Here is a 16407-nt window from a genome sequence, read left to right as displayed (position 1 = left end):
CACCAGTCCATGACCGACACCGCAAATCCCAATGACCCCGGGGCGAACGACGCCAGCAAGATCGATCTGCAAACCGCCTGGATCCGTCGTTCCACGGCCGACATCCAGGCCTTCGTCGAAGGCCTGGCCGCGCGCCTGGAGGGCGACCTTCCGGGGCAGGTGGACGTCGTGCGCAAGCGCGACGGCCTGTTCGCCAAGGCCAGCCATGTGCAGAGCATCGTGGTGCGGACCGAGGATTTCCATTACCTGCTCGACAAACAGCCCTCAGGCGTGCGCACGCAGCGTGCCAGGGTGGTGGGCGGCGTCATCCTCAAGCGCGAGGAGCTGAGTCTGGCGGCATGGATGGAAAACCTGCTTGCCGCCTTGTTCTCGCAGTCCGGCGAGTTGCAGCGCGCCAGCCAGTCGCTGCACGATTTTTTGATGAACTGAACCCGCACACCACAGGAGAGCCGCATGTCGATCTGGGATCAACTCAAGAAACGCGTCGAGGACGTGGCGCAGGACGCGCGGCATGCGGTGGACGGGCTGACCGCCACCGCCCACGGCCTGGTTGCGCCGCGCGGCCTCACGCCCGACGAAGTGGCGCGGCAACAAGCCTGGGCCGACGCCCTGCCGCATGCCGACCTGCCCGCCTTCGTCAAGGCGAGGTTGGGCGCCACGGCGCGGCGCGAGCTGCCCTGGATCAGCACCGCGACCCCGGCCGAGATGCTGGCGCAACGCAGCCACGGCATCGAGCCCGTGGGCACGGTCACGGGCAATTGCTGGTACCACTTCGGCTACTCCTGGTCCGACGGGCAGGTCGACGGCTGGCACCAGGCCATCGACCGCCTGCGCCTGGAAGCCACGCTCCTGGGCGCGAATGCCGTGGTGGACGTGCAGCTCCACGGGCAGCGCGGGCAGAACCCGACCGACATGGACTATGCCCTGAGCGGCACCGCGGTGCGCGTCCGCGGCCTGCCGCCGTCGATCGAGCCGGCGCTGGCCACGGTGTCGGCGCTGCATTTCGTGCGCCTGCTGGACGATGGCGCGGTGCCGGTGGGCATCGCCATCGGCGCCCACTTCGATTGGTACATCGCCGGGGCGCAGTCCTATGCAAGCTTTGCCCCTTATGGCCAACAGGGTTTGAGGCCCGGGCCTGGCTATGGCAGCGGTTATGGCAACGGTGGCGTCGGCAATCCCTGGATGAATGCGGAACTCACCGACCTCTCGGCCTTTCAGCAGCATGTGCGGCGCAGCGCGCTGGAGCATTTGCGCAGCGACGGCCAGCGCCTGCAGGCCTCGGTGCTGGCGCACACGCAGTATTCCGAGTTGTTCCGCGAAGAGGGCGGCAACGAGGAGCCGCCGCGCTACCTCTGCCGCCACATCGCCATCGGCACGGCCGTGGCTTACGACCGCGACCGCCCGCCCAAGGCCAGCCTGACGCCGACGTTCAGTCTGGCCGACCGCCAACTCGAAGCCCCACCGGCTCAACCTTGAATCCAGCCTTGACCACAACCTCGACCCCAGCCTTCATAGCCTCCATTCCACCAGGACGACCCATCATGACCGATATGACCGAACCCGTAGAACAAGCCGCCGAGCAACTCGCCCCGCATGCCGTCGAGCGCCTCAAAGGCTTGCGCTCCCAGGGAAGCCACGAAGGCATCTTCACCTCCGACCTGTCGGTGAATGAATTCGTCATGGTGCGCCAGGCCGGCTTCGAGCCGCTCGGCCTGGTGGTCGGTTCCTGCGTCTACCACCTCGGCATCCAGTACGGCCAATGGTCGACGAACATGGAAATGGACGTGCTGTCGCAAGCCATGTACCAGGCGCGCGAACTGGCCATGAGCCGCATGGAGCAAGAGGCCATCCTGCTGCGGGCCGACGGCGTGGTCGGCCTGCGGCTGGAGGTCAAGCGTATGGAGTGGGACAAGGACATTCTGGAGTTCATGGCCATCGGCACGGCCATTGCGCACCGCACCGGCGATCCCGGCTTCAAGGGCGTGGGTGGCAAACCTTTCACCTCCGACCTGTCGGGCCAGGACTTCTGGATGCTGCTCAAGTCCGGCTACCGGCCGATGGAAATGGTGATGGGCTCCTGCGTCTATCACGTCGCCCACCAGGGCGCGCTGCGCTCGCTCGGCAATATCGGCAACAACGTCGAGCTGGGGCAGTTCACCCAGGCCATGTACGACGCCCGCGAACTGGCGATGGAGCGCATGCAGCACGAGGCTGCGGCGGCGCAGGCCGATGGCGTCACCGGGGTGCAGTTGCACGAAGGCTCGCACAACTGGCAGCCGCATGTCATCGAGTTCTTTGCCATCGGCACGGCGGTGAAGGCGATGGCCAAGGCCGACGCCATGGTGGATGCGCTCAATCCCCAACTCGTCATTCCAGTCAATGACTGAAGCCCGCTCAACCGCTCAGGAGAAATCACCATGTCCATGTTCAAACACGCCGCCGAAATTCTGGAAGCCAGGGTCAACACCTTTCTCAACCGCGCCGACGATCCGGCGCAGACCCTGGACCTGTCTTACGAAAAAATGATCACCACGTTGCAGGACACCAAGCGCCACTTGGCCGACGTGATCACCGAGCGCATCTCGCTGGAAAACCAGATGGCCGCGGCCAAGCGCGACAGCGACAAGGCCGAGACCGACGCCCGCATGGCGCTGCAGGCCCAGCGCGAAGACCTGGCCCGTGCCGCGCTGGCTGAAAAACAGTCCGCGCTGCAGAAAATCGACGCGCTGCAACAGGCACACGACGGCATTGCGACGCAGGCGGAAAAACTCACCGCTTACGAGACCCGATTGCAGGATCGCATCGAGCAATTCCGTACCCAGAAAGAGGTGATGAAAACCCAGATGACCGCCGCTGCCGCCGAAGTTGGCGTGTCGGAATCGCTCTCCGGCCTGGGCACGGGCCTGGCCGATGCGGGCGACGCCATGCGCCGCGCGCAGGACAAAACGGCCCAAATGCAAGCCAAGGCCGAGGCGATGGAAGGCATGACCGAGGTCGGCATTCTGAGCGATCCGCTGGACGCGCGCGACAGCACCGAAAAGGAACTCGACAAGCTGCGCAGCACCACCGGCGTGGACGCCGACCTGGCAAGGCTCAAGGCCGAGATGACGGCGCCGAAATAAGCGGCGTCCGCCATGAACTGGATCGACGCGCATGTCGATGGCTTGCTCGCCGTTTACGCTGGCTTGGTGCTCGCCGCGGTCGGCTTGCTGACGCTGCGCCAGGCACTGCGGCGCAGTAGCAAGCCGCCAAAGCCAGCGCGGAAATCCGATGCGTGATGTTCGGGACTTTGAGGGCGCCTGCCTGGTGTATCGCCCCGTCCTTTTGCTTCATCTTCTGCCCATGACGCCCCGACCACCGCCGTGGTGGACGGGTTCAATGCCGCCTTGACCTCGATCAAGAGGCCAAGGTCGACTGTCTCCACCAATAGACTTGCCCCCAATCCACCCCAATATCACGCATGAGATCGCGGGTTTGCCGGGATTCGATGCCCTAGGCGGACAGGCGCCGACGAGATCATTGCAAAGCCGCTGCAAGACGGCGCAAGGATCGTTGGTCTGCTCCAGGTGCGTCGAGAACTTCACCAGGACTTGCAGCAAGGCCTCGCGTTCTTGTCAATCTGCAAAGACCTGCGGCGTGGGCAATGTCGGCTTTTGGAGCGCGCACGCTTCGTGGGCTTGAGCATGCTCTGGGGGCGGCACATGACTCGCTACCGTGGTCGGGGCGACCTCCCGACAACAAGAAATCGCCATGCTCAGTTCACCCTGGTTCGATGCTCGTCCAGCAAGGCGTAGGCGCGTCGCTGGAAGACATCAGCCTGCGGACCATCGATGAAAAGGCGGACGAACTTGCAGGACGCATCGATCGCGGCTTTCAGGGACGCTGGATCGTCCTGAGCGAGCTCGAATTTCTGCAGCAGTTTGGCCTGAGCGCCGAACATTTGCCGAACCAGTGCCATGAGTCGCGGCTTGCGGTCCGATTCCTGGATGTCGGCCCATTCCAAGGGCGGCTCTGCGGGCTGGGCCACGGACTGGAGAAAACCTTCGTCCAACAGCATCGACAAACTGGCTTGGCCGCGCAACGGATCTGTGCTGGCCGACAAAAGGTCGCGGGCTGGACGCTGGCCATCGGCCAAGATCAGCAGGCTGCGAATGGGAGGGGGTAGATGATGGGCACGAGACACCACCTCATCACGGCCTTTCGGTGTCTTCTCCAAAATCCAATGCGGCTGCACGGGGTGTCTCATGGCGGGATCTCCCAGGCTCAGGCCAGTTCCTCGATGATGCGAAACAGCAGCCGCACCGTGATGGCAACGTAGATCGCGCCGAACAAAAAGATGATGGCGACGAACATGCGAATGGCGTTGGCAGGCAGGCTCCCGAAGAATGGTGTCGTCAGATAACCGAGTGCGAACAGGCCGACCAGCATCGTGAGCGCCCTCCAGGTCTTGCCCACCATGCCGCCCGGCACTTTGCTGCGCAGCATCACGATTTCGGCGAAGCCATAGATCATGATGGCAATGCCCACAGCATCGATGAGAAACGGGGTATCGATCTGAACATTCATGACACTCTCCCAGGTTGAAAAATTGCGAAATATCAATCATTAGGGCTTGATTCGTCATCAAGTTGTCAGGATTGTTCTGTGTCTGCCGAATATTAAGGAGAGGTATTTTCCCCAGCACTGTGAATTTTTCGGGGAATGCGTGATATTTTTCACGGATGGCGCCTCAGTGGCGTTTGCACTCTATCGTGGACCTTGTGGCGCACCTAGACTGCCGCACGAGGCCGCACGGGACATTGCACGTCCCGCCAAAGTCTCGGACACAAGACAGCCACGAACCGAATCGGCCCCCAACTTGGAAACCCTTCCGCCCGTCCTGGCCCAAGCCATCGATCCCGACGGCTCTCAAACCGAGCGGACCGATTTGCTGCGTGTGCGCAGCTTGTTCGCCCTGGGTTATGCAATCTGCATGATGCTGACCCTGGTGTTGTTCGGCGTTTACGCCATACTGCACTGGCAGGCGCAGCAGCGCAGCCTGAACACCCGGCTGGCTTCCAATGCCCAACTTCTGGCCAGTGCCACGCAGGGCCGGCTGGGCCAATACACGGTGCTGGCGGACGCTCTGGCAGCGAGTTTGCGGCGCAATCCGCAGTTGTTGGCCAACCCGGCGGAACTCGAGCACCGGCTCATGCAGGCGAGGACCGGCATGGCGGGCACGGCCATCCTGCGCGTGGTCGATGCGCAGGGCGTGATCCTTGGCGCCACGGCGGCGCTGGGCCCGGCATTCGAGTTGCGCAACACTCCGCAAATCTGGGCCGGCCTGTTGCAGGCGCGCAGCCTGGGCCGTCCGGTGGTGGGGCCGCTGGTGCGAGTGCCGGCCTTGGGCATGTGGATCTTGCCGCAAGTCCATTTCTATCCGGCCAAGGGCCAGACACCCGCGTTCTGGATCGGTGTCGGAATCGACCGCGAGGCCTTCAACCGATTCTGGGGCGGTTTGATGTCCCGGCAAATGGGTTCAAACCGCCTGCGTCAGTCCGAGGCTTTCATCCTGGTGCGGCAGGATGGCTATGTGCTGGCGCGCTGGCCTGACGTTCCTGCGGCGCAGTTCACCGTCTATTACACCCGTCCGCAAACCGGCATCCTGGTGCGTTCGCTGCAGGCGAACGAGGGCTTGTCGGGAACAGCCTTTCATGGGGTGGTGCACTCCATCAACCAGGAGCGCCGGGGCTACTGGACGCGTCTGGGGCCAGGTGCCCCGGATCTGGCGGTCTCGGTGTCACTGCCGGCCTCCGTGTTGTGGTCGGATTACTGGCGGAGCTTGGCCCCCACGGCGGCCGCTGCCCTGTTGATCCTGGCCACGCTGACCCTGGCCTATGTGCTGTTGCAGCAACGCATGCGCACGGAGGCCCGAGCCATCAACGCCCGCCATGAGGCGCTGCTTTCATACAACGGGCAGTTGCGTCAACTTGCCGACAAGGACTATCTCACCGCCCTGCCCAACCGCCGGTACCTGATGGCCCAACTGGGCAGGCTGTGCGACGCCGGGGAAAGGGAAGAGGCGCTGCGCTTCGCCGTCGCCATTCTGGATATGGACGACTTCAAACGCGTCAACGACACCCGCGGACACACCGAGGGAGACAAATTCCTCAAAGTCTTGTCACGCAGGCTGCAGCAGGCGTTGCGTGAAGGCGATGTGATCGTGCGTCTGGGTGGCGACGAGTTCGCGATCCTGCTGCAGGGCCTCACCCAGGGACGCGACGCCATGCAGGCTTGCCAGCGCCTGGTGGACTGTGCCCGCACGCTGGTGGAACTCAACCCGCAAGACGCCGTGCAAGTGACCGCCAGCCTGGGCCTGGCGCTTTACCCGGAGGATGGCACCGAGCCCGAAGCCCTGTTGCGCCACGCCGATCAAGCCATGTACGCAGCCAAGCTGAGCGGCAAGAATCTGGTGCAGCGCTTCGCGCCCCGGATGGAAGAGGCAGTCCACGCCCAGCAAAGCGCCTTCGACCTGCTGCGCCAGGCGCTGACCGAGCATTGGCTGTGCCTGCACTATCAGCCTGTGGTGGGCATCAGCGGTCGCGAAGTTGGCCGAGTGATCGGCGTGGAGGCGCTGCTGCGTATCCGCCACCCAGAGCATGGCGTGCTGGCGGCACAATCCTTTATCAGTGCGCTGGACGCGCCGCATCTCGCCCGGCCGGTGGGGCGCTGGGTGTTGCAGCAGGCACTGGGCCAGGCCCAATTCTGGAACGCGCAGGGGCTGGATTTGCGCGTGATGGTGAACATCAGCACACTGCACTTCCTCGACTCCGCCTGGCTGGATGATCTGCGCGAAGCGCTCGCCGGGCACCCCGGGGTGCGGCCGGGACAGATCGAGATCGAACTCACCGAATCAGGCGCGCTACGCGACCTGGACCTGGCGGCGCAGGTGATGCGGGCGAGCGTCGCCGCCGGCGTGCGTGTTGCGCTCGACGACTTCGGCCAAGGTGAAACCACACTACGCTACCTGCAGCGCTTGCCGACGCACGCCATCAAGATCGACCAGGCGTTCGTGCGCGACATGATCGACGATCCGCGCGACTACGCCATCGTCGCCGGCTTGCTGCACATAGCCACCTTGATGGGGCTGTTCACCGTGGCCGAAGTGTGGAAGATCTCGACACCTTGAACCTGTTGGCCTCGCTGGGTTGCTCCTACGCACAGGGGTACGGCATTGCCCGGCCCATGCCCGCGGAGGAACTGTCCGCGTGGATCCAGGCGTGGAGGCCGCCGATATTGCCCCGGCTTTCGGTGCATGCCTCGCCCAATCTGCCCAAAATTCAGCGGCAGCGCTTCACCCGGCTTTATGCCGCGGCCGAGGGCAGCATGCCGTTCCCGCAGCGGGTGATGGAGGCCGATGCCGAACGCTTCTGTCACCTCGGGCAATGGTTGCATGGTGCCGGACAGTTCTTCTATGGCAACGACCCCCGCTATGCCGATTTCCACCGCCGCCACGCGCAAATTCACGCCCTGGCGCGGCGCGCGAAGGTCGCAGCCGATGCCGGCGATCACGCTGAAGCCTTGAGCTTGGTGCGCGAAGCCCAGGTGGTCAACGACGCATTGGTCGACGAGGTGGAAAGGATTGTGCGCGGCGAGCCATCGATGGCCGGTGGTCTTTCACCGCAATAAATCCGACCTGGGCCTGGCCTCTACCGTGCATGTTCAGTGACTTCCAGGTGGACTAGGATTGAAAACCCGGCGGCACATAACAGCGACAGAAACACAGGGATACGGACGCCGGGTGCAACACGGTATTCCTCTCCTACGGAGACGCAGATGAACCCAATTGCTTCGGCTGAAGCCCGGGCTTACGCCCCCGCCTATGTCAAAAACACCCGCCTGATCGAATGGGTCGGGCAGATCGCCGCGCTCACCGCTGCCAAGGCCATTCACTGGTGCGACGGCAGTGACGCCGAATACAACCAGCTTTGCCAGCAACTGGTTGACGCCGGCACCTTCAAGAAGCTGAACCCCGCCAGACGCCCCAACAGCTTTTTGGCCTGCTCGGACCCCTCCGATGTGGCGCGGGTGGAAGACCGCACCTTCATCTGCAGCCGCAACCAGGACGACGCCGGCCCGACCAATAACTGGATGGCCCCGGCCGAGATGCGCGCGCTGCTGCAGACCGGCGAGCGCGCCCTGTTCAAGGGCTGCATGCAGGGCCGCACGCTCTACGTCATCCCGTTCAGCATGGGGCCGCTGGGCTCGCCCATTTCGCATCTCGGCGTCGAGCTGTCGGACTCGGCCTATGTCGCCGTCAACATGAAGCTGATGACCCGCATGGGCCGCCCCGTGGTCGATCTGCTCGGCACCGATGGCCGCTTCGTGCCCTGCGTGCACAGCGTGGGCGCGCCGCTGCAGCCGGGGCAGCGTGACGTGCCCTGGCCCTGCAATGCGGAGAAGAAGTACATCGTCCACTACCCCGAAACGCAGGAGATCTGGTCTTACGGTTCGGGCTACGGCGGCAACGCGCTGCTGGGCAAGAAATGCCTCGCCCTGCGCATTGCCTCCACCATGGGGCGCGACCAGGGTTGGCTGGCCGAGCACATGCTCATCCTCGGCGTGACCACGCCGGCCAGGCGCAAATACCACGTCGCCGCCGCATTCCCCAGCGCCTGCGGCAAGACCAATTTCGCCATGCTCATCCCACCCGCCGCCATGGGCGGCTGGACGGTCACGACCATCGGCGACGACATCGCCTGGATCAAACCCGGCAGCGATGGCCGGCTCTACGCCATCAACCCCGAAGCCGGCTACTTCGGCGTGGCTCCTGGGACCAACTTCGAGACCAACCCCAACTGCATGCGCAGCCTGGAGCACGACGTGATTTTCACCAACGTCGCCCTCACCGACGATGGCGATGTCTGGTGGGAGGGCATGGGCCCGGCGCCGCAACATGCGATCGACTGGCAAGGGCGCGACTGGACGCCAGCCATCGCACAAGAAACCGGCGCCAAAGCCGCCCATCCGAACTCCCGCTTCACTGTCGCGGCGACCAACAACCCGGCGCTCGACCCGGCCTGGGACGACGCCTCCGGCGTGCCGATCGACGCCTTCATTTTCGGCGGCCGCCGCTCCACCACCGTGCCCCTCGTCACCGAGGCGCGCAACTGGATGGAAGGCATCTATATGGGTGCCACGCTCGGCTCCGAAACCACCGCCGCGGCGGTCGGCCAGCAGGGCGTGGTGCGCCGCGACCCCTTTGCCATGCTGCCGTTCTGCGGTTACAACATGGGCGACTATTTCCAGCACTGGCTGGACATGGAATCCCGGCTTGCTTCGCAGGGCGCGACGCTGCCCAGAATCTTCTGCGTCAACTGGTTCCGCAAGGGCGCCGATGGCCAGTTCGTCTGGCCGGGCTACGGCGAAAACGCCCGCGTGCTGAAGTGGATGATCGAGCGCATCGAGGGCAAGGCCGCCGGCGAGAACCACCTGTTCGGCATCAGCCCACGGTATGACGACCTCGACTGGGGCGGCCTGGATTTCAGCCGCGAGCGCTACGCCAGCATCACCTGCGCCGACCCCGCTTCCTGGCAGGCTGAGTTGAAACTGCATGACGAGTTGTTCAAGCTCCTGGCCGCACGTCTGCCGGCGTCGCTGAAAAACGCCCGGCAGGCGATGGAGGCGGGGCTGGCTGGCTAGGGCATCCAGACCTCAGTGGAAAACAGCGCACCCCTACACTGCCCCTGTTTCCCATGAGGCGATGCGATGCTCAGCTTTGAGATTCTCGACTTCGGCACCCTGCACCTGGACCAGTTGGTGCTGGACTTCAACGGCACCCTGGCCAGCGATGGCCTGCTCCTGCCCGGCGTGGCCGAGCGCCTGGCATGGCTGGCCAATGACCTGACGGTGCATGTCATCACCGGCGACACCAACGGCACGGCGGCCGCGCAACTGGACGGCTTGGATTGCAGGCTGCATGTGTTGCCGCCCACCGATCAGGCGCGCATCAAGCGCGACTACGTGCTGGCGCTGGGCGCTGCCGGCGTGGTGGCGATCGGCAACGGCCGCAACGATGCGCGCATGCTGCAAGCCGCCGCGCTGGGCATTGCCGTGCTGGGCGAGGAGGGGTGCGCTGCGGCGACCCTGGCGGCGGCCGATGTGCTGACGCGCTCGATCGACGACGCGCTGGAGTTGCTGCTGCGCCCGCAGCGTCTGGTGGCGTCCTTGCGGGCATGACATGCAAGCTCGCACGCGTCCTGGTCGCGCGCGAGCTTGCGCCAGGCCCACGGTCGTCGCCGCCCTGGGCCCGGCGTGCCGCGCTTCTCAGACCAACTGCCTCAGACCAACTGCACGTCGACCTTGCGCGGCTTGGCATGCTCGGCCTTGGGGATGCGCAGGTCCAGCACGCCGTCCTTCAGCTTGGCGGCAATGCCGCTGGCGTCGAGTTCGCGCGACAGCGTGAAACTGCGCTCCCAGGTGCTGCTGCGCAGCTCGGCGTAATACGGGTCCATGCCCTGGGGCAGCGCGATGGCGATGTCGCCGCGCAGTGTCAGGGTGTCGCCCTCGACCTGCACGTGCAAGGCGTCGCGCGGCACACCGGGCATGTCGGCGTACAAGGTGATGCCATCCGCATCCTCGACGATGTCCACGCGCGGCGACAGTGGCTGGGCCTGACGTGCGGCGGTTGGAACGTTTTGGGTTTCGCGTTGTACGACTTCGGTGCTCATGATGGTGTCCTCCAGATCAGTTGATGGCGATGCGGCGGGGCTGCACGGCGGCCTTGCGGGCGATGCGCACGCGCAGCACGCCGTCGGTGTAGCGGGCCTCCACCTGCGCCGGGTCGACGTCGTCGGGCAGGCTGATGACGCGGCGGAAGGCGCCGTCGAAGCGCTCCTCGGCGTAGACCGATCCACCCTTGGGCGGCTCGGCCAGTTTGCGCTCGCCGACCAGGGTCAGCAGGTTGTTGTCGACCATCACGTCCAGCTTGCTGGTATCCAGTCCGGGGGCGAAGGCATAGACTTCAACCGCGTCGGCCGTGGATCCGATATTGATGGCCGGAAAGGCCGAGCCGCCCGCAGCGCGGATGCTGGTGGGCAGGCCGAAGCTGCGCTCCATCTCGCGCTGAAGGTGATCGAGATCGGCGAACAGGCTCGCCGGGGTCCGAAATAATGTGGCAACCATGATGCGTGCTCCTTGTTCAAGAAAGGCAGGTCGGGCACATAGCCCGACTCCAACGATGACGATGAATCGGCTCACGGCCGACCGCTACGAGCTGGATCTCGGAGGCGATGTTGGCCGCGGTTTGATGCGGATCAGTCGCTCCAGTCACCAAGTCGTCCCACAATAGGACTTGAAACCCGGCACGGTCGAACCGATTTGCTGTTGAACTGGTATTTGCGAGCACCCGCATGAAATTCAAGGACTACTACCAAACTCTGGGCGTCGACCGCGGCGCCGGCGACGACGAGATCAAGCGCGCCTACCGCAAGCTGGCGCGCAAATTCCATCCGGACGTGAGCAAGGAGCCGAAGGCGGAGGAGCGCTTCAAGGAACTGGGCGAGGCTTACGAGGTGTTGAAAGACCCGGAGAAGCGCGCCGCCTACGACCGTCTCGGCGCCAGTTATCAGGCCGGCCAGGACTTTCAGCCGCCGCCCGACTGGGGCAGCGGCTTCGAGTACTCGGGCGCCGCGCCGCAGGGCGGGCAAGGCATGAGCGCCGAGGAGGCGGCTGCCTTCAGCGACTTTTTCGAGTCACTGTTTGGCGGTGCCGAACGCGGTCGCAGTTCATCTCAAGCGTATGCAGCGCGTTCCGCGCGGCCGGCCGATCACCACGCGCGCATCGCCATCGACCTGGACGACGCTTACCACGGCGTCGAGCGCAGCATCACCCTGCAAAGCCCGCAGGTGGACGCCGCGGGCCATGTCGTGATGCAGGAGCGCAGCCTGAACGTGAAGATTCCGCGCGGCGTGCGCGAGGGCCAGCGCCTGCGCCTTGCCGGCCAGGGCGCACCGGGGCCGGATGGGCGCAGCGGCGACCTGTATCTCGAAATCCACTTCAAGCCGCATTCCTGGTACCGCGTGGTCGACAAGGACCTGTATCTCACCCTGCCGGTGGCACCCTGGGAAGCGGCGCTGGGCGGCGAGGTGACCGCCCCCACGCCCGCCGGCAAGGTGGACGTGAACATTCCCGCAGGTTCGCAAAGCGGGCGCAAGTTGCGTCTCAAGGGGCGGGGTTTGCCAGCCGCCGAGCCGGGCGATCTGTACATCGAACTCAAGGTGGTGCTGCCGCCGGCGGACAGCCCGAAAGCGGTCGAGGCCTACAAGCGCCTGGCCACCGAGTTGCGTTTCAACCCGCGCCTGCATCTGGGCGTTTGACGGGAGTTTGAACCATGCAAACCCATGCTTTGGCCTGCACGACCATGGATGAAGGTGTGTTGCTCGAATTGCGCGACCTCACCCGTGCCTGCGCCCAACCGGAAACCTGGGTGATGGAACTGGTGCAAGTGGGCATCCTGGAGCCGTTGCCAGGCGCGGCGCACAAACCCGGCAAACCGGGCAAGCCGGGAGATTGGCGATTTTCGGGGCAGGCCCTGTTCACTGCGCGCAAGGTGCAGCATCTGCAACAGGACCTGGGGGTGAACCTGGAAGGCGCCGCTCTGGCGCTGGAGTTGATGCAGCAGCTCGACGAACTGCGCGCCCGGCTGGCACGCGCCGGGGTGGCCGACTGACGGCTGCGGGAGTTTCAGCCCCGCTCAGTTCGCCAGCGCTTCGAGCAGCTCGTTTTCCAGCGCGATCTGGGATTTTTCGTTGCCCAGATTCTGCTCCTGGGCTTGCAGCAGAAAGGTGTCTTCGACGCGCTCGCCCAGGGTCATGATCTTGGCGAGCTGCACGCTGATGCCGCGCGCTGCCAGCACCCGGGCGATGGCGAAGAGCAGGCCGGTGCGGTCGCTGGCGCGCACACTGAGGATCCAGCGCTGGCCGCGCTCGTCGGGCCGCAGTTCCACCCGGGGTTGCACCGGGAAATGGCGCACGCGGCGCGAGACGCGGCCACGCACCGGCTCGGGCAGGGAGCCACGTGCGGCGAGGGTGCGGGCCAGTTCCACTTCGACCATGGAAATGAGTTCGCGGTAATGCTCGGACAGATGCGGCTCGACCACGATGAAGCTGTCCAGCGCCCAGTTGCTGCGCGTGGTGTGGATCTTGGCGTCGAGAATGCTGAAATTGTGGCTGTCGAAAAAGCCGCAAATGCGCGCGAACAAATCCGGCTGGTCAGGACAGTACACCAGCACCTGCAGACCCTCGCCGAAGGGCGCCAGGCGGGAGCTGACCACGGGGTCGGCGCTTTGCACGCGGCGCATGAGCTGGCGGGTGTGCCAGGCGACATCGGCGGGTTCGTGGCGCAGGAAATAGCTGGAATCCAGCGTGTCCCACAGCGCCTTGGCGCCGTGCTCGTCGATGCCGTAGAGGTTGAGCAGGCGGCGTGCTTCCTGCTGGCGCTGTTGCAATTCGGCCTGCGGGTTGGGCGCCTGGCCGCCGAGCACGCGCAGGGTGGCGCGGTAGAGGTCTTCCAGCAGCTTGGCTTTCCAGCCGTTCCACACCTTGGGGCTGGTGCCGCGAATATCGGCCACGGTCAGCAGGTAGAGCGCCGTGAGGTGAGGCTCGTCGCCCACGCCCTGGGCGAAGCGGGTGACGACCTCGGGGTCGCTCAGGTCTTCCTTTTGCGCCACGCGCGACATGGTGAGGTGATGCTCGACCAGGAAGGCGACGAATTCGGTGTCCTCCGTGCTCAGCCCATGGGCTTTGCCGAAGCGCCGCACCTCGGTCGTACCGAGGGTGGAGTGATCGCCACCGCGGCCCTTGGCGATGTCGTGGAACAGCGCGGCGAGCACCAGGCGCCAGGGTTTTTCCATGCTGGCGGCGAGTTGGGAGCAAAACAGATATTCGTGCGCGTGTTCGAGGATGAAAAAGCGCCGCACATTGCGCACCACCATGAGGATGTGCTGATCCACGGTGTAGACGTGGAACAGGTCGTGCTGCATCTGCCCGACGATGCGCCGGAACACGCGCAGATAGCGCCCGAGCACGCTGGTGCGGTTCATCAGGCGCAGCGCGTGCGTCACGCCCTGTGGCGACTGGATGATGCGCAGGAACAGCGCGTGGCTACGTGGACTGCGGCAGAACGCGGCGTCCATGCGCTCGCGGGCGTGGTAGAGCGCGCGCAGGGTGGGCGCGGTGAGGCTGCGTATGCCGGGCGCCTGGGTGAACACCACGAAGGTTTCGAGGATGGCAGGCGGGTCGCGCTCGTAGAGCGATCGGTCGGCCGGCTCCAGACGGCCATCCTTGTCGAGGAAACGGCCGTCTTCGATGTCCTCGATCTGGGTGATGGGTACGCCCGGCTGCGCCGCCAGTTCCGGCCAGAGCCGGCCTTCGATGGTCAGCAGCACGATCTGGTTGAGCTGCTCCACCGCCTTGGCGGCCCAGTAGTAATGCTGCATCAAGCCTTCGCCGGCGCGCTTGGTCGGATCGGGCTTCAAGCCGAGCGAGCTGGCAACGGCGGTTTGCAGGTCGAACACCAGACGGTCTTCGCGCCGCCCGGCAACCAGGTGCAGATGCGCGCGGATGCGCTTGAGGGTGCGCTCGTTGGCCTGGATCTTGTGGGCCTCGTAGCTGCTCAGCACGCCGCTTTTGCGCAATTGCTGCCAGCTTCCGCCCAGGCGGGCAGCGCGTGCCACCCACAGCAGCATTTGCAGATCGCGCAGGCCGCCGGGGCTTTCCTTGCAGTTGGGTTCCAGCGCGTAGGGCGTGTTCTCGAACTTGGCGTGGCGTTGGCGCATTTCCAGCATCTTCGCCTGGAAGAAGGCGCGTGGGTCGAGGTGCGCCTTGAAGGCCTTGCGGAAGCGGCGCACCAGCGCGGCGTCGCCAACCAGGGCGCGTGCTTCGAGCAGCGTGGTTTGCACCGTCACGTCCTGCGCGGCCTCTTCGATGCAGGCCTGCACCGTGCGCACGCTGGGGCCGATTTCGATGCCGGCGTCCCAGCAGGAGGCGACGAAGCGCTCGGCGGCCTGCTGGGTGGCTTGCCCGGTGGCATCCGGCAGCAGGATGAGCACATCCACGTCGGAATAGGGAAACAATTCGCCGCGACCGAAACCGCCCACGGCGAGCAGGGCGGTGTCGGCCGGCATCCCAGCTTCGGCCCACAGGGTTCGCAGCGACTGGTCCGCCGCGCGCGACAAGCCTTGCACCAGGCCGCTGACGCGCTGTGGGTGGACGGTGAAGTCGGCCAGCAGAGCCTGCCGTGCATCGCGCCAGGCGCGGCGCATGTCGACGGTGGAGATCGGCTCGGGGACGACGACCGCAGATTCGGAGGTCAGGCTGGTGGGCGGGAATGACACCGGATGCTTCAGGCGGCGTTGGCGAACTCGCGCACGAACTCGGGCGGGGCAGGCGTGCCGGCCGAGACCGTGAGCACTTCATAGCTGCTGTCCGTGACCAGCACGGTGTGCTCCCATTGCGCCGACAGCGAGCGGTCCTTGGTGACGATGGTCCAGCCGTCGGACATTTCGCGAATGTCGCGCCGCCCGGCGTTGATCATCGGCTCGATGGTGAAAATCATGCCGGCGCGCAGTTCTTCCAAGGTGCCTGGGCGGCCGTAATGCAGCACCTGCGGGTCTTCGTGGAACATGCGGCCAATGCCATGGCCGCAGAACTCGCGCACCACGCTGTAGCCGGCGCCCTCGGCAAAAGCCTGGATGGCGTGGCCGATGTCGCCCAGGCGCATGCCGGGCCGCACCCGCACGATGCCGTGCCACATGGCTTCATACGTGATCTGGCACAGGCGCTGCACATGGCCGGGCACCTTGCCGACGAGAAACATGCGGCTGGTGTCGCCGTGAAAACCGTCCTTGATGACGGTGACGTCGATGTTGATGACGTCGCCGTCCTTCAACACCTTGTCGCCCGGAATGCCGTGGCAGACCACATGGTTCACCGAGGTGCAGATGGACGCCGGGTAGGGGGTGTAGCCGGGGGGGGCGTAGTTCAGCGGGGCGGGAATGGCCTGCTGCACATTGACGATGTAATCGTGCGCCAGACGGTCGAGCTTGCGCGTGGTGATGCCGGGCTTCACATGCGGCGCGAGGTAGTCCAGCACCTCGGAGCCGAGCCGGCCAGCCACCCGCATCTTGGCGATATCGTCAGGGGTTTTGATCGAAATACTCATGGTGGGCGAATTATCTCACCGCTCATGCGGCCCGGCAGGCCTGGAGCCGGTAGCCGCGTTCGCAGCGGGGCGGCCCCCTAAAATGCGCAGCGCGCAGGCCCCGCCTGCCCCGGCGCGCATCGCCCCGCTCCAAGTCGCGGCGCCAGGGGTCGGCGTCCTTGCTGCCATTCCCTTCCACCGGCATTCTCTTCGAGCTTGTCCTTCCCG

Annotated in this window: 17 protein-coding genes; 12 read left to right on the top strand and 5 right to left on the bottom strand. The window is 65.2% G+C overall.

Going from position 1 to position 16407, the window contains the following annotated elements:
* Nucleotides 1-9: 9 nt before the first annotated feature.
* The 6 genes from THIX_RS13950 (at nucleotide 10) to THIX_RS23445 (ending at nucleotide 4165) form a co-directional block, all read left to right on the top strand.
* On the top strand, nucleotides 10-429 hold the full coding sequence (locus tag THIX_RS13950; RefSeq protein WP_112486687.1) for a hypothetical protein: 420 nt from the start codon (nucleotides 10-12) through the stop codon (nucleotides 427-429).
* 24 nt (nucleotides 430-453) lie between these two features.
* Entirely contained in the window at nucleotides 454-1476 is a 1023-nt protein-coding gene (locus THIX_RS13945; protein WP_112486686.1) for a heavy metal-binding domain-containing protein, read from the top strand.
* Nucleotides 1477-1541: 65 nt separating this feature from the next.
* Nucleotides 1542-2387 carry a heavy metal-binding domain-containing protein gene (locus tag THIX_RS13940; RefSeq protein ID WP_199195299.1) on the top strand — a complete coding sequence of 282 codons (846 nt, stop codon included), beginning with the start codon at nucleotides 1542-1544 and terminating at the stop codon, nucleotides 2385-2387.
* 30 nt (nucleotides 2388-2417) lie between these two features.
* The gene (locus tag THIX_RS13935) at nucleotides 2418-3122 is read left to right on the top strand and encodes a PspA/IM30 family protein (RefSeq protein ID WP_112486685.1); all 705 of its coding nucleotides are present in this window, start codon (nucleotides 2418-2420) and stop codon (nucleotides 3120-3122) included.
* A gap of 12 nt (nucleotides 3123-3134) precedes the next feature.
* Nucleotides 3135-3278 (top strand): hypothetical protein, encoded by a 144-nt coding sequence (locus tag THIX_RS23450; protein WP_158540896.1) that lies wholly within the window; start codon nucleotides 3135-3137, stop codon nucleotides 3276-3278.
* Between the two features lie 494 nt (nucleotides 3279-3772).
* On the top strand, nucleotides 3773-4165 hold the full coding sequence (locus THIX_RS23445; protein WP_158540895.1) for a hypothetical protein: 393 nt from the start codon (nucleotides 3773-3775) through the stop codon (nucleotides 4163-4165).
* Between the two features lie 98 nt (nucleotides 4166-4263).
* Here THIX_RS23445 and THIX_RS13925 read toward each other — a convergent pair whose 3' ends face one another.
* The gene (locus THIX_RS13925; protein ID WP_112486683.1) at nucleotides 4264-4566 is read right to left on the bottom strand and encodes a hypothetical protein; all 303 of its coding nucleotides are present in this window, start codon (nucleotides 4564-4566) and stop codon (nucleotides 4264-4266) included.
* Nucleotides 4567-4858: 292 nt separating this feature from the next.
* On the opposite strand from THIX_RS13925, the gene THIX_RS13920 reads away from it, so the two are divergent.
* From THIX_RS13920 to THIX_RS13905, 4 genes are all read left to right on the top strand, one after another.
* A complete protein-coding gene (locus THIX_RS13920) occupies nucleotides 4859-7168 on the top strand; it encodes a bifunctional diguanylate cyclase/phosphodiesterase (RefSeq protein ID WP_112486682.1) in 2310 nt (769 codons plus the stop codon).
* Nucleotides 7165-7668, top strand: coding sequence for a CZB domain-containing protein (locus tag THIX_RS13915; RefSeq protein WP_146748558.1), 504 nt, complete (start codon nucleotides 7165-7167; stop codon nucleotides 7666-7668). The genes THIX_RS13920 and THIX_RS13915 overlap by 4 nt, the downstream gene beginning before the upstream one ends.
* Nucleotides 7669-7815: 147 nt before the next feature.
* Complete coding sequence (locus THIX_RS13910) at nucleotides 7816-9681, top strand: phosphoenolpyruvate carboxykinase (GTP) (protein ID WP_112486680.1); 1866 nt, start codon at nucleotides 7816-7818, stop codon at nucleotides 9679-9681.
* A 66-nt stretch (nucleotides 9682-9747) separates the two neighbouring features.
* Nucleotides 9748-10218: an HAD family hydrolase gene (locus THIX_RS13905; RefSeq protein WP_112486679.1), complete on the top strand. Its 471-nt coding sequence runs from the start codon at nucleotides 9748-9750 to the stop codon at nucleotides 10216-10218.
* Nucleotides 10219-10319: 101 nt separating this feature from the next.
* Here THIX_RS13905 and THIX_RS13900 read toward each other — a convergent pair whose 3' ends face one another.
* Both THIX_RS13900 and THIX_RS13895 read right to left on the bottom strand, forming a co-directional pair.
* On the bottom strand, nucleotides 10320-10709 hold the full coding sequence (locus THIX_RS13900; RefSeq protein ID WP_112486678.1) for an Hsp20/alpha crystallin family protein: 390 nt from the start codon (nucleotides 10707-10709) through the stop codon (nucleotides 10320-10322).
* A 16-nt stretch (nucleotides 10710-10725) separates the two neighbouring features.
* Nucleotides 10726-11163 (bottom strand): Hsp20/alpha crystallin family protein, encoded by a 438-nt coding sequence (locus THIX_RS13895; RefSeq protein ID WP_112486677.1) that lies wholly within the window; start codon nucleotides 11161-11163, stop codon nucleotides 10726-10728.
* Nucleotides 11164-11390: 227 nt separating this feature from the next.
* On the opposite strand from THIX_RS13895, the gene THIX_RS13890 reads away from it, so the two are divergent.
* Nucleotides 11391-12356 carry a DnaJ C-terminal domain-containing protein gene (locus THIX_RS13890; protein ID WP_112486676.1) on the top strand — a complete coding sequence of 322 codons (966 nt, stop codon included), beginning with the start codon at nucleotides 11391-11393 and terminating at the stop codon, nucleotides 12354-12356.
* A gap of 14 nt (nucleotides 12357-12370) precedes the next feature.
* Complete coding sequence (locus THIX_RS13885; protein ID WP_112486675.1) at nucleotides 12371-12709, top strand: chaperone modulator CbpM; 339 nt, start codon at nucleotides 12371-12373, stop codon at nucleotides 12707-12709.
* A 24-nt stretch (nucleotides 12710-12733) separates the two neighbouring features.
* Here THIX_RS13885 and THIX_RS13880 read toward each other — a convergent pair whose 3' ends face one another.
* Entirely contained in the window at nucleotides 12734-15316 is a 2583-nt protein-coding gene (locus THIX_RS13880) for a [protein-PII] uridylyltransferase (RefSeq protein WP_371413005.1), read from the bottom strand.
* 65 nt (nucleotides 15317-15381) lie between these two features.
* Nucleotides 15382-16200 (bottom strand): type I methionyl aminopeptidase, encoded by an 819-nt coding sequence (gene map / locus THIX_RS13875; RefSeq protein ID WP_112486674.1) that lies wholly within the window; start codon nucleotides 16198-16200, stop codon nucleotides 15382-15384.
* Between the last annotated feature and the right edge of the window lie 207 nt (nucleotides 16201-16407).

The sequence above is a fragment of the Thiomonas sp. X19 genome, assembly GCF_900089495.1.
Lineage (GTDB): Bacteria > Pseudomonadota > Gammaproteobacteria > Burkholderiales > Burkholderiaceae_C > Thiomonas_A.
Note: the sequence above shows the minus strand (reverse complement) of the source record. Positions and strands in the feature narration are given on the sequence as shown.